We start from the raw sequence: 13,329 nt of genomic DNA on the forward strand, positions 1-13,329 counted from the left end.
AATGCCTGAGCGCGTTCTACGTGAAGACTTATGAAAAAAGGCTACAAGAAGAACGGACTCGGTTGGAAAAGAGACTCAACATCAGGCACGTACTTCTTGTCTACTAGGAACATTACTACGTGGTCATCTTGCTCGATCACGGTTCTATCGTGCGCAATAAGCACCTCTTCTCCGCGAACAATGGCACCAATAGTGGTACCCGGTGGTAGTTTGATATCGCCAATCGCTCGGCCAACCACTTTCGATGTGGTTTCGTCACCGTGGGCAATGGCTTCGATCGCCTCAGCAGCGCCGCGACGTAGAGAGGATACGTTAACAATATCAGCACGACGAACGTGAGTAAGTAGCGCAGAAATGGTCGCCTGTTGTGGAGAGATTGCAATGTCAATTACACCGCCTTGTACAAGGTCGACATAAGCACCGCGCTGAATCAGTACCATTACTTTCTTGGCACCCATGCGCTTAGCCAGCATTGCTGACATGATGTTGGTTTCATCTTCATTGGTTAGGGCAATGAATACATCAACTTGATCGATATTCTCTTCGGTTAGCAGCTCTTGGTCTGCGGCGTCACCACAGAATACGATGGTGTTTTCTAATTCTTCAGACAGCTTCTCTGCACGCGTGTAGCTGCGCTCGATAAGCTTGATGCTGTAGCTCTGCTCAAGGCGTTTCGCTAGGCTTGCACCGATGTTACCACCACCGACAATCATGATACGGCGGTACGGTTTTTCTAGGCGTTGTAGCTCACTCATGACTGAGCGGATGTGGTTACTTGCCGCTACAAAGAACACTTCATCATCGGCTTCAATGATGGTGGTGCCTTGCGGTCGAATAGGGCGACCTTGACGGAAGATAGCCGCCACACGCGTATCGATGTGCGGCATGTGCTCACGCAAAGCAGACAGGGCATTACCAACCAGTGGACCACCGTAGTAAGCTTTTACCGCCACTAGGCTGACTTTCTGTTCTGCAAAGCTCACCACTTGTAGTGCGCCTGGGTATTGGATCAAACGTTCAATGTAGCTGGTCACCAGCTCTTCCGGTGCGATCAGGTGATCGACAGGAATAGCGCCTGATTTGAACAGCGCTTCTTTCTCTTCCAGATATTCTGGAGAACGAATACGTGCAATTCGGTTTGGTGTATTAAAAAGAGAGAAGGCAACCTGACATGCGGCCATGTTGGTTTCATCCATGTTGGTTACTGCAACCAACATGTCGGCATCTTGCGCACCCGCTTCACGTAATGTGTTTGGGTGGCTGGCATAGCCATTTACAACCCTAAGGTCATATTTATCTTGAAGTTCACGCAGTCGGTCGGCGTTACAGTCGACGATCGTGATGTCATTGTTTTCACCCACTAGGTTTTCAGCAAGGGTACCGCCTACTTGTCCAGCACCTAGGATAATGATCTTCATAGCCTTTCTCTTATTTTTGCCGTTGTAATTCTAGTGTTCTCATTTTGCTTTGATAATGCACTAGAAAGAAACAGCGGCTAAGAAATAAAATTCTTAGCCGCTGTTAATTGTTATGCCTGTTTTACTAGAACTGCGTAGTAGAAGCCATCCATATCTTCTTCACCAGGCAGTATTTGACGACCCGGATTTTCGATATCAGACCCAACTAGCGTTGCGTTCTCAGTGCGCTCTAGGAATGCTTTCACCTGCAGAACGTTCTCTTGCGGTGTGATAGAGCATGTCGCGTAAACCATGGTGCCGCCTTCTTTCAGCTGGCGCCACATTGCATCCATGATCTCACTTTGCAGTTCAGCAAGCGCTTCAATATCAGATGCTCGACGTAGCCATTTGATGTCTGGGTGACGACGGATTACGCCAGTCGCAGAACAAGGAGCATCAAGCAGGATACGGTCAAATTTGTCGCCCATCCACCACTCTTCAGGGTAGCGAGCATCGCCACAAATTACGTCGGCACGCAGTTGTAGACGTTCAAGGTTATCGTAAACACGGTCTAGGCGTTTAATATCACAGTCAATCGCAACCACTTCAGTGTCGTTGGTGTGCTCAAGAATGTGTGCGGTTTTACCGCCAGGGGCTGCACAACAGTCTAGGATTAGCTCACCATCTTTTGGTGTTAGGTAATCTACAGAAAGCTGAGCCGCTGCGTCCTGTACTGAAACCCAACCTTTGTCGAAGCCTGGCAATAAAGTTACATCACAAGGTGAAGCCAATTTTATTGCATCTGCTGCTTCTGAGTGCAGGGTGTATTCAATGTTTTCGTTTTTAAGCAGTTCAACATACTCGTCACGAGTGTGGTGTTGGCGGTTTACGCGCAGCCACATCGGTGCCTTGCTGTTGTTGGCTTCAATCAGTTGCTCCCATTGTTCTGGGTAGCTCTCTTGAAGCATTTTTAGAATCCAGCTTGGGTGGCCGTATTTGCCCGCGTTGTGGCTAACGGCTTTTTCATCCAGCTCTTCTTGGTCACGTAGGTAGCTACGTAATACTGCATTGATCAAACCACTTAGGCTTGGACCGCGCAGTGTTTTGGTGCCCTCAACCGTTTCCGCAACAGCTGCATGCGAAGGAATACGCATGAAGCTCAGTTGGTAAATGCCCACCAAAATTAGGTGGTGGAATACGCGCTTTTTACCTTTAAGCGGGTTTTCCATCAGTTCGTTAGCGATTGACTCTAGGCGAGGTAGGTAACGAAGTGCGCCGTAGCAAATCTCTTGCAGTAGAGCATGGTCTCGCGGGCGGATCGTTTTTTGAGCCGCAGGGAGAGCGTGTGAAAGAGAGTGGCCTTTATCGACAACTTGAAATAGGACATTTGCAGCAGCAGCGCGAACATTCATGAGGGGTACCGAATATTTATTTAAATACATGAGGGCATCTCTGCCCTCGTAAAGGTTTTCTAAACTGCGTGATGGCAGCTTTAAAGCGGTTAAGAAAGTTGAGTTCCAACTTCAAACCAGCTTGCACGAGAGTTCAAGATATCCTGAACTGACATGGCTTTCTTACCTGGAACTTGTAGCTGCTCAAGAACAAGTACACCTTGCCCTGTTGCTACATAGATACCAGTTTTATCGGCTTGCAGAATCGTACCTGCAGGCTTATCAGAGGTTTGCTCTGCCACACGGCTTTGCCATACCTTGATGCTGTTTTCTGCAGCTTCAAAGTGGCTCATTGGCCATGGGTTAAAAGCGCGAACGCAGCGCTCAATATGAGCCGCGTCATCACTCCAGTTGATACGTGCTTCTTCTTTGCTTAGCTTCTTCGCGTAGTTCGCAAGCTCATCATCTTGCTTTTCAGCTACTGCCTTGCCTGAAGCGATGTCAGCTAAACACTCAACTAGAGCGTCAGGGCCAAGGCCTGCTAACTTCTCGTACATCGATGCACTAGTATCTGTCGCTTCGATTGGTAACGTAGCGATGCTTAGCATGTCACCTGTGTCTAGGCCGATATCCATCTGCATGATCGTAACGCCAGTCTCTTTATCACCCGCCCAGATAGAGCGTTGAATTGGAGCAGCACCACGCCAGCGCGGTAGAATAGAACCATGCACATTGATACAACCTAAGCGAGGCGTATCTAGAACCACTTGTGGGAGCAATAAGCCGTACGCTACAACAACCATGATGTCCGCATTCAAATCCGCTAGCTCTTGCTTAGCTTCATCTGACTTAAAGTTTTCTGGTTGGTAAACCGGAATGTTATTTTCAAGAGCGATGTTTTTTACTGGGCTCGCAGTCAGTTTCTTACCGCGGCCTGCTGGACGATCTGGCTGTGTATAAACAGCAATAACTTCATGCTCCGAAGACAACAACGCCGCCAAGTGACGGGCGGCGAAATCCGGAGTACCTGCGAAGACAATTCTTAAAGACTGACTCAAGGTAGGCTTCCTTCTTAATTTAGTAATAGCTGCGATTAATTGCCTTGCTTCTCATTGAAGCGTTTGATTTTCGCTAGCTTATCTTGAATACGTTTACGCTTAAGTGGCGATAGGTAATCAACAAATAACTTGCCTTCTAGGTGATCAAGCTCGTGCTGAACACAGATAGCCAGAAGGTCATCAGCGTCGAAGGTGAATTCGTTGCCGTCACGGTCTAGTGCTTTAACCGTTACTTCTGCAGCGCGAGGTACTAGAGCTCGAGCGCCAGGTACAGATAGACAACCTTCTTCGATACCATCTTCGCCGCGTTTCTCGATAATTTCAGGGTTGATAAGAACCATTGGTTCATCACGCGTTTCTGAAATATCAATTACTACGATACGCTGGTGGAAATCTACCTGCGTCGCCGCAAGGCCGATACCTTCTTCGTCGTACATGGTTTCAATCATGTCATCAACGAACTTTTGAATCTCTGGGGTAACTTCTTTTACCGGTTTCGCCACGGTACGTAGACGATCATCTGGTAATGTTAATACTTGTAATACAGACATATACACTCGAAATATTGAACTGTGCCGAAACAGCTTTAACCTTGTTGGCTCAATTCTAGACATTTTAGAGGTCAAATGACAGCATCCTGATGGTAATTCTCCAATCCGATGTCATATATACAGACCAAGGAAGCTAGGTCATGCGTCATATTTACTCCACTTTATCGCTTGTTTTTTCCTCAATTTCTTTTGCCGTGGTGGCAGAGAATAGTGAACAACCTTTAACCATTAAGCGAGGTGCGCCAGAGGCTTATGTGGTGGTTAAGGGCGACACCTTGTGGGATATCTCTGCGATGTATATCGATAGTCCTTGGTTGTGGCCAAGGTTATGGCAGGTGAATCCAGAGATAGAAAATCCTCACCTTATTTATCCCGGAGACAAACTGTCGTTGGTTTGGATTAATGGTGAACCTGTCTTGAGCCTCAAGCCTGTTATCAAACTCAGCCCTAAGATTCGTGTCTCGGAGAAGAAAGCAGTACCTACCGTCAACGAGGGGTTGGTTTTGCCTTATTTGCAGTCTGATCGCTTGGTTGAGCAGCAAGATATTGACTCGGCGCAACGAGTGTTGGGAACAAGCGATGGAAAACGCTTCTTGTCTGGTGCAGATCGGTTGTTTATCTCGGGAAACCAGCAGCATCCTAAGTGGGGTATCTACCGCGCCGTTGAAACTTATCAAAGGCAGCAGCCTCAAGCGAGTATCACTTCTTTGCGCTTGGTTGCCACTGCGCGCTTAAAAGAAGTGGACGATGAGTTCAGTAGCTTACAGATAGACACTCAGCTGCAAGAAGTTCTACTTAATGACCTAGTACTACCCGAACTGGGTGTCGACCAAGTGAATCTTTCTACTACGTTTTATCCTACCCCTAGTGCGGCGGGTCAGTTCGCCAATGTTTTAGGTTCTCTCGAGGGTAATCAGTACAGCGCTAAAAATCAGGTGGTGGTAATCAATAAAGGCTCACAGGACAATCTTCGTCAAGGCTCCATGTTTACCCTAAGTGAAAGTGGTGCAGTCGTGTTCGGCAAACAAGGTGAATACAGTTACAAAGAGTCTGCAGCGAGTAATAAAGTGCAGCTACCAAGTACCTCGCTCGGTAGCTTGATGGTCATTCGTCCTTATGAGTATTTCAGCCTCGCCTTGATCACTCAAAGTTCAAAGCCAGTGAGTAACGACATTGTGGCGGTATCGCCTTTGGACCTTGCAGTGACGGAAGAGGGAAGCGAGTGAATGAACAGCAACTGATTGCTTGGTTAACGTTAAGCTTTATTCCGCAACTGGGTGGAAAGCGTCTTGCTCGCCTACTGAGTGTTGATTCTCCTTTAAACATTGTTGGTTACTCAGGGCAACAGCTACAAGCACTAGGTTTATCAACCAAACAAATCTCCTATCTACGAGAACAAGCCCCAAGAGAGGTAGAGGCTTGTCTCGCTTGGCGAGCTAAACAATCCAACCATCACATCCTGACTCCGAGTTGCCCACATTATCCTAAATTGCTGAGTGAGATTGCCTCGGCGCCTACTGTGCTTTTCGTTAGAGGTAACGTTGAAAAGCTGATTGAACCTCAAATCGCGATGGTTGGCAGCCGTAATGCCAGCATCGAAGGGCTACAGACGGCGAAATCATTCGCTAAAGAGTTTGTACAAAATGGTTTGATTGTCACCAGCGGCTTAGCGCTTGGTATTGATGGTTATGCCCATGATGGCGCACTAGATAAAGGAGGCGAAACCTTTGCTGTATTGGGCTCAGGCTTGGATTCTATTTATCCTGCAAGACACAGAAACCTCGCGGCTAGGATATGTGAAAGTGGGGCGCTAATTTCAGAGTTTCGTCCAAGTGCCAAACCGCGACCTGAACATTTCCCGCGTCGCAATCGTATTATTAGTGGCTTATCGTTAGGAACCTTGGTGATCGAGGCTGCAGAGAAAAGTGGTTCACTCATTACCGCTCGCTATGCTTTGGAGCAAGGACGTGAAGTCTTTGCGCTTCCAGGTTCTATTCATAGCCCGACGAGCCGTGGAGGCAATAGCTTAATCAAAGCCGGCGCTTGCTTGGTACAGAGTGCTCAAGATGTATTGGTTGAAATAAAGAGTCTGTTAGACTGGTCTATAGATCAACAGCCTAATTTATTCGAACCTGCGCCAAGCTTGGAAGAAAATGAACAATTGCCATTTCCACATCTGTTAGCTAACGTAGGATTAGAGGCGACACCCGTTGATATTTTGGCACAGAGAACCCATATACCTGTGCATGAAGTCATGATGCAGCTTTTAGAGCTTGAGCTCTCAGGGCATGTTGTTGCAGTTTCCGGTGGCTATATTCGAAAGGGGAGAGGCTAGCTATGATGATGGACATACTGATGTACTTGTTTGAAACCTACATCCATAGCGATTCTGAATTGCAGGTGGATCAAGACGAACTTGAAGATGAACTTCTTCGAGCGGGGTTTCACCAAGATGATATTTATAAGGCTCTCCATTGGTTAGAAGACCTTGCTGCACTGCAAGATACCGATAACCAAGCGGCGATTACTATGTGCTCTAATACCTCGATGCGTGTTTACACAAGTAAAGAGATATCACGTATTAATATGGAGTGTCGTGGTTTCTTGTTGTTCCTTGAGCAGATCAACGTTCTCACGACAGAGATTCGTGAAATGGTGATTGATCGTGTGATGGGGTTAGAGACCAATGAATTTGAGTTGGATGATCTGAAGTGGATTATCTTAATGGTACTGTTCAATGTACCGGGTAATGAAAGTGCTTACACGCAAATGGAAGAGCTGTTGTACACCAAAGAGCAAGGTATCTTGCATTAATACAGGCTTATCATGAGTAGTAAGATTGATAATCAGCTTTTTTCAGCACATGAACATGCACTAGAGCATGAACCGTGTCCACAGTGTGGCGGAGAGCTTCAGCTTCGCCATGGTAAGCACGGCCCGTTTTTAGGCTGTAAGCAATATCCAGATTGCGACTACATCAAGCCTTTGCACCAAAACGATGGTCATGTAGTGAAAGAGCTGGGTGTACCGTGCCCTAAATGCCAAAACGAGCTGGTGTTGAGGCAAGGTCGCTATGGCATGTTTATTGGTTGTAGCAGCTACCCTGCGTGTAATCACATCGAATCTTTAGACCAGCCCAAAGAACAACCTGAAGAGCAGCCGTTGGTCGGCTGTCCTGAATGTGGCAAAGGCCATTTGGTCGAGCGTAAATCTCGCTACGGAAAAACTTTCTACGCGTGTGATAACTACCCTAAGTGTAAGTTTGCAGTAAACCAGCAGCCTATTATCGGTCGTTGTGAAGCGTGTCAGTTCCCGCTGTTACTTGAGAAGAAAACAGCTCAAGGGATGAAAAAGCAATGTGCCGACCGCAAATGTCACCACATTCAATCTGAATAGCCTCAGGTTATAGAAATAAAAATGGCGCTCACTGAGCGCCATTTTTGTATCTAAACTAACAAAGCCATGCTGGCTTATTTCATCTGCTCAGCGAACTCATGAATAGCTGGATAAGCTTTTTTGTCGAGGATATCTGCTAGTGAACATAATGTTCTTTGCAATTCGGCGTTGTAGTCTGCGCTCACGTTAATGTGCCCCATCTTACGGCCTGCTCGTTTCTCTTTACCATACCAGTGCACATGACAACCGCCCTGAGCCAAAATAGCGTCAGGTAGAGTATCTTCACCAAGGATGTTGATCATTGCGGTCGGACGAATCAGCTTGGTGCTACCTAGTGGCATTCCACAGACCGCACGAAGGTGATTCTCAAACTGACAAGTCTCGGCACCTTGCTGTGTCCAGTGACCTGAGTTATGAACACGTGGTGCAATCTCGTTAACCAACAGTGAACCTTGAACGTCAAAGAACTCAAGTGCTAGCACGCCAACATAATCTAAGCGCTCAGCAACCGCAGTAAACATGGCTTTCGCTTGTTCTTGCAGCTCAATATCATCAATTGCGGTCGATAAGCTCAATACGCCATCGGTGTGAACATTTTCTGCCAATGGGTAAACTTGAACCTCTCCATTGGTTCCACGCGCACCAACCAGTGATACTTCACGGTCGAATGGAACAAACTCTTCTGCCACGATTGCTTGATTGTCGGTTGCAGTAATGCACTCGGCCATTTCTGTCCAAGTTGCTTCAACGTTGTCTAAGGTCTTTAAACGCCACTGGCCTTTGCCATCGTAGCCGCCAAGTGTGCTCTTCAGCACCATAGGTAGGCCAACATGAACAATTGCAGCGTCAAAGTCTTCGCGAGAGTTAATCACATAGTACTTAGCGTTCTTTACGTTCGCTTCGTCTAATAGCGCTTTTTCGAGGCGACGGTCACCGCCAGCTTTGATTGCTTCTGTGGTCGGTAAGAACTTACCGCTGTGCTCACATACTTCAAGCACATCATGAGGGATGTGTTCGAATTCAGCAGTAATCACGTCCGCGCGCTCAATCGCATTTTCTAAGCCGTTGCCTAGAATCGCTTGCGTTAATGGATGAACAATATTTTTGCTGCCAACATCAAAAGCAGAAATTTCAATATTCAGTGGTGCCCCAGCTAGGGACATCATGCGAGCAAGTTGGCCCGCGCCTAACACAAGAACATGCATGGGAATTAGTCCTCTGCAGGGTTTGGATTAGCAAGTACCGTTTCTGTTTGCTCAGAGCGGAATGCTTCTACTTTTGCCATTATTTCTTCATTGTGTGTACCAATGATTTGAGCAGCTAGGATGCCAGCGTTCGCTGCACCCGCTTCACCGATAGCTAGAGTACCTACAGCAATACCTTTTGGCATTTGCACGATAGAAAGCAGAGAATCCATGCCTTTCAGCGCTTTAGACTGAACTGGAACACCAAGTACAGGTACGCTTGTGAAAGCAGCTGCCATGCCTGGTAGGTGAGCTGCACCGCCAGCACCAGCAATAATGACTTTAATACCGCGCTCTTTTGCACTGGTTGCGTAGTCTGCAAGCAACTGAGGTGTGCGGTGAGCTGAAACCACTTTTGTTTCGTACGCTACGCCAAACTGATCCAACATGTCCGCAGCTAGCTTCATTGTTGGCCAATCAGATTTAGAACCCATGATAATACCGACAGTCATCTCAAACTCCTTCAGGTACGATTTAATTAGTGATTAGATATTTTGCGCGCATTATACGGGTAAAATTGCTTTAGGAAAACGTTTGCGTCAGTCTAAATTGCCAATTGATACATTTTATAAACAAATAGCTTTAGTAACAGTGAGTGATAATTTGTACACTTAGCGAGTTCGATAACTGACTTAATGAGGCAACCCGTGGATAACTTTCAACATACATTGCAGGCATTACAACAGGGCGAAGTCATTGCTTACCCGACCGAAGGCGTTTTTGGGGTTGGTTGTGATCCTGATAATCCACATGCCATCAAGAAATTACTCGAGTTAAAACAGCGTCCAGTTGAAAAGGGCTTGATCTTGATTGCGGCAAGTTACGAGCAGCTGCTTCCTTATATTGATGAAAGCCAACTGACCGATGAGCAACTAGCGACGGTTAAAGCAACATGGCCGGGGCCGGTCACTTGGATCATGCCAACCAGTGCTAAAGTGACTGATTGGGTGAGTGGTCAGTTTGATTCAATCGCTGTGCGAGTGACGGATCACCCTTTGGTTCAAAGAATGTGTAATGAATTCGGTAAGCCGTTAACCTCTACCAGTGCTAACCTGACGGGCGAACCGCCTTGTATGACGACTGAAGAAGTACAACAGCAACTTGGTCAACACTTGGTTGCGATTCTTGAAGGGAAAACGGGTGGTCGTGACAAGCCAAGCGAAATCAGAGATGCAAAAACGTCGAAAATATTAAGACAGGGTTAAACCCTGCAAAGGAAAGTAAAATGTCAGCAATTGATAAAGAAGCAGTAAAGCAGTTTTTACTGAGCCTACAAGATTCGATTTGCCAACAGCTTGAACAAGCTGATGGTAGCGCACTGTTTAAAGAAGATGCATGGGAACGCGAACCTGGCGATCGCCTTGGTGGCGGTGGCCGTACTCGTGTTATGACTGACGGTGCGGTCTTTGAACAAGGTGGTGTAAACTTTTCTCACGTTGCAGGTAAGGCAATGCCCGCTTCAGCAACCGCTCATCGCCCTGAATTAGCAGGACGTAAGTTTGAGGCGATGGGGGTATCGTTAGTTATCCACCCTAAAAATCCTTATATCCCAACTTCTCATGCTAACGTTCGATTCTTTATTGCCGAAAAAGAAGGCGAGGACCCTATTTGGTGGTTCGGTGGTGGTTTCGATTTAACGCCATTCTATCCTTTCGATGAAGATTGCCAGTCTTGGCATCAAACCGCTAAAGACTTGTGTGCGCCATTTGGTGATAACGTGTATCAAGAACACAAAGAGTGGTGCGATAAGTACTTCTATCTGCCTCACCGCGATGAAACGCGTGGTGTTGGTGGTCTGTTCTTTGATGACTTAAATGAGTGGGGCTTTGAAAAGAGTTTTGCTTACATGCAGGCTGTTGGTGAAGGTTATGCTGCGGCGTACCTACCTATTGTTGAGCGTCGTAAAGAGACAGCTTATGGTGAACGTGAGCGTGACTTCCAGCTTTACCGCCGTGGTCGATACGTTGAATTCAACCTCGTCTATGACCGTGGCACCTTATTTGGCCTACAAAGTGGCGGACGCACAGAATCTATCTTGATGTCTATGCCGCCATTGGCTCGCTGGGAGTACCGTTACGAACCTCAAGCAGGGTCACCAGAAGCGTTGCTTTATAGTGACTACCTAAAACCTCGAGCTTGGTAGTTCTTCCTTCCTTATAGGGATAGTGATAGGGTCATCTATATAGATGACCCTTTTTATTATTTCTGTTAGGTAAGGATATGACACAGCAAGTAGATCGTTATGCCGTTTTCGGTAACCCTATTGGGCAAAGCAAATCGCCATTCATCCACACGTTATTTGCTCGCCAAACTAACCAGCAGCTTACCTATGCAGCACTGCAGCCAGAACATGGCCAGTTCATTACCTCGGCTAAAGCCTTTTTTAGTGAAGGTGGAAGAGGGTGTAACGTCACAGCACCATTTAAAGAAGATGCTTATCAGTTTGCTAATCGATTGACTGAAAGAGCTCAACTAGCTGGTGCCGTTAATACATTGAAGAAGCTAGATGACGGAGAAATCATTGGTGATAACACTGATGGTGAGGGGCTTGTTCAAGATTTACTTCAACACCAAGTAGTATTAGAGGGAGCTCGAGTCCTCTTACTGGGTGCTGGTGGCGCAGCAAGAGGAGTGATTCAACCTTTGCTTGATCAAAAGCCACAGCAATTAGTGGTGGCTAACCGCACCAGTTCAAAGGCTGAATTGTTAGCTGACATGTTTGCTTCGCATGGAAACATAAAAGGGATGGGGCTAAGTGATGTGAACGAAGGCTTTGATGTCATTATTAACTCCACGTCATCAGGTCTAAGTGGTCAACTACCAGAAGTTTCTCCTGCTATCTTCAACGATAATAGTGTCGTCTACGACATGGTTTATGGTTCGGGCAATACGGTATTTAACCAATGGGCATTAGATAATGGTGTTCATGCTGCTTATGACGGCTTGGGGATGTTAGTAGGGCAAGCGGCTGAGAGTTTCATGTTGTGGCGTGGTCTTCGCCCGGGCACAAAACAGATTTTAAGAGAATTACGTAAGAACCTAGAGATATAACAAGGTATTCAGAAAAAATGAATCAATCAATCCTATTCCCAGATATCCAAAATTGGGATGAAGAGAGTCAATCTATTATCTTCCCAGCTCAGCAGTCAGGCGCACTGATTGAGTGTGAAGTGTCGATTGAAGAGTTGTCACGATTATCAGACAAAGAAATCGAAGGCGGCGAACAAGCTTTGGCTATCTTTGCAGAGCTTCGTTTTGATATTGAAGAGTTAGCGGAAGAGTTAATAGAAGAAGAGGAGTATGACTCCTCTAATCGAATTCAGATTAAAGCGCTTTAAACGGGAAGCACAGAGTCTAGGTAGTCGTTTTTATTCTGAACATAGTTGTCAGCTGATTTCTGTAAAAAAGCACGTTCCTTATCATTCAGTGGGCGTGCTTGTTTAACTGGGCTTCCTACATATAGATAGCCACTTTCAAGCACCTTGTTAGGTGGAACCAAACTTCCTGCACCAATCATCACGTCTTGTTCGACGACCACACCATCTAATACGATAGCGCCCATACCCACGAGTACACGATCTTTAATCGTGCAACCATGTAGCATCACTTTATGGCCGATAGTGACATCATTGCCGATTAATAGAGGATAACCTTCAGGGTTCTCAGCATTCTTATGGGTAACATGGAGAACACTACCGTCCTGGATATTAGTTCTATCGCCAATATGGATATGATTCACATCTCCTCGAGCTGCGACTAAAGGCCATACACTAGAGTCATCACCAATTTTGATATCACCAACAAGTACTGAGCTTGTATCTATATAGACACCTTGTCCGATCTGAGGTGATATACCTTTGTAACTACGTATTGAACTCATAAATCCTCCTTTATATAGGCACCATAAGCCTTTATTTGTGGAGAATACTAGTGAAAATGGCGTGTTTTGAACAAAAAACACTCGAACAATCAAAAAAGTAAGAAAAACTTAAAAAAGGGCTTGCCAGTGTGATCGAAATCTCTATAATGCCACCTCGCTGACACGGGATGGCTTCTTAGGAAACCAGAACGAATCAGTAAGCCAAGTTAGCCAAGCTAAGCGCTTGAAAAAAGTTTTGAAAATAGTGGTTGACACTAAAACTTAAATCGCTAAAATGGCCGTCCGATTTGAGCGAAGCTCAAAAAGGAAAAGCTCTTTAACAATTTAAACCTATCAATCTGTGTGGGCACTCGTTGATGAATATCAAAAAATGAAACTTCGGTTTCAACTTGATTTCAATGAACTGAGTGAC

Annotated in this window: 15 protein-coding genes; 8 read left to right on the forward strand and 7 right to left on the reverse strand. The window is 46.1% G+C overall.

Annotated features, from left to right (window positions below):
• Window positions 1-41: 41 nt before the first annotated feature.
• From trkA to def, 4 genes are all read right to left on the reverse strand, one after another.
• The gene (gene trkA / locus F0251_RS14340; RefSeq protein ID WP_171731228.1) at window positions 42-1,418 is read right to left on the reverse strand and encodes a Trk system potassium transporter TrkA; all 1,377 of its coding nucleotides are present in this window, start codon (window positions 1,416-1,418) and stop codon (window positions 42-44) included.
• Window positions 1,419-1,528: 110 nt separating this feature from the next.
• Window positions 1,529-2,809: a 16S rRNA (cytosine(967)-C(5))-methyltransferase RsmB gene (gene rsmB / locus F0251_RS14345; protein ID WP_060983483.1), complete on the reverse strand. Its 1,281-nt coding sequence runs from the start codon at window positions 2,807-2,809 to the stop codon at window positions 1,529-1,531.
• Between the two features lie 89 nt (window positions 2,810-2,898).
• Window positions 2,899-3,846 (reverse strand): methionyl-tRNA formyltransferase, encoded by a 948-nt coding sequence (gene fmt / locus F0251_RS14350; protein WP_060983484.1) that lies wholly within the window; start codon window positions 3,844-3,846, stop codon window positions 2,899-2,901.
• A 35-nt stretch (window positions 3,847-3,881) separates the two neighbouring features.
• On the reverse strand, window positions 3,882-4,397 hold the full coding sequence (def, locus tag F0251_RS14355; RefSeq protein WP_008221567.1) for a peptide deformylase: 516 nt from the start codon (window positions 4,395-4,397) through the stop codon (window positions 3,882-3,884).
• A gap of 140 nt (window positions 4,398-4,537) precedes the next feature.
• On the opposite strand from def, the gene F0251_RS14360 reads away from it, so the two are divergent.
• The 4 genes from F0251_RS14360 to F0251_RS14375 are packed head-to-tail and all read left to right on the forward strand — an operon-like array spanning window position 4,538 to window position 7,793.
• A complete protein-coding gene (locus tag F0251_RS14360; protein WP_171731229.1) occupies window positions 4,538-5,623 on the forward strand; it encodes a LysM peptidoglycan-binding domain-containing protein in 1,086 nt (361 codons plus the stop codon).
• A complete protein-coding gene (dprA, locus tag F0251_RS14365; protein WP_061033973.1) occupies window positions 5,620-6,732 on the forward strand; it encodes a DNA-processing protein DprA in 1,113 nt (370 codons plus the stop codon). Before F0251_RS14360 ends, dprA begins: the two co-directional genes overlap by 4 nt.
• A 2-nt stretch (window positions 6,733-6,734) precedes the next feature.
• Window positions 6,735-7,211, forward strand: a complete 477-nt coding sequence (locus F0251_RS14370) for a DUF494 family protein (RefSeq protein ID WP_029235095.1) — start codon at window positions 6,735-6,737, stop codon at window positions 7,209-7,211.
• 12 nt (window positions 7,212-7,223) lie between these two features.
• A complete protein-coding gene (locus F0251_RS14375) occupies window positions 7,224-7,793 on the forward strand; it encodes a type I DNA topoisomerase (RefSeq protein WP_171731230.1) in 570 nt (189 codons plus the stop codon).
• Window positions 7,794-7,867: 74 nt separating this feature from the next.
• Here the strand turns inward: F0251_RS14375 and F0251_RS14380 are convergent, their stop codons facing one another.
• Together F0251_RS14380 and purE are read right to left on the reverse strand one after the other, a co-directional pair.
• Window positions 7,868-8,998: a 5-(carboxyamino)imidazole ribonucleotide synthase gene (locus F0251_RS14380; RefSeq protein ID WP_171731231.1), complete on the reverse strand. Its 1,131-nt coding sequence runs from the start codon at window positions 8,996-8,998 to the stop codon at window positions 7,868-7,870.
• Window positions 8,999-9,003: 5 nt separating this feature from the next.
• A complete protein-coding gene (gene purE / locus F0251_RS14385) occupies window positions 9,004-9,489 on the reverse strand; it encodes a 5-(carboxyamino)imidazole ribonucleotide mutase (protein ID WP_105057688.1) in 486 nt (161 codons plus the stop codon).
• A gap of 195 nt (window positions 9,490-9,684) precedes the next feature.
• Here purE and F0251_RS14390 point away from each other — a divergent pair, with 195 nt between their 5' ends.
• From F0251_RS14390 to F0251_RS14405, 4 genes are all read left to right on the forward strand, one after another.
• A complete protein-coding gene (locus tag F0251_RS14390) occupies window positions 9,685-10,242 on the forward strand; it encodes an L-threonylcarbamoyladenylate synthase (protein ID WP_061033976.1) in 558 nt (185 codons plus the stop codon).
• Window positions 10,243-10,262: 20 nt separating this feature from the next.
• Window positions 10,263-11,180 (forward strand): oxygen-dependent coproporphyrinogen oxidase, encoded by a 918-nt coding sequence (gene hemF, locus F0251_RS14395; protein WP_061033977.1) that lies wholly within the window; start codon window positions 10,263-10,265, stop codon window positions 11,178-11,180.
• A 77-nt stretch (window positions 11,181-11,257) separates the two neighbouring features.
• Window positions 11,258-12,088, forward strand: coding sequence for a shikimate dehydrogenase (gene aroE, locus F0251_RS14400; protein ID WP_171731232.1), 831 nt, complete (start codon window positions 11,258-11,260; stop codon window positions 12,086-12,088).
• 17 nt (window positions 12,089-12,105) lie between these two features.
• The gene (locus tag F0251_RS14405) at window positions 12,106-12,375 is read left to right on the forward strand and encodes a DUF1488 domain-containing protein (protein ID WP_105057685.1); all 270 of its coding nucleotides are present in this window, start codon (window positions 12,106-12,108) and stop codon (window positions 12,373-12,375) included.
• Here F0251_RS14405 and F0251_RS14410 read toward each other — a convergent pair.
• A complete protein-coding gene (locus F0251_RS14410) occupies window positions 12,372-12,917 on the reverse strand; it encodes a gamma carbonic anhydrase family protein (protein WP_008221548.1) in 546 nt (181 codons plus the stop codon). The genes F0251_RS14405 and F0251_RS14410 overlap by 4 nt on opposite strands.
• Window positions 12,918-13,329: the final 412 nt, after the last annotated feature.

Source organism: Vibrio sp. 070316B (assembly GCF_013114115.1).
GTDB lineage: Bacteria > Pseudomonadota > Gammaproteobacteria > Enterobacterales > Vibrionaceae > Vibrio > Vibrio chagasii_B.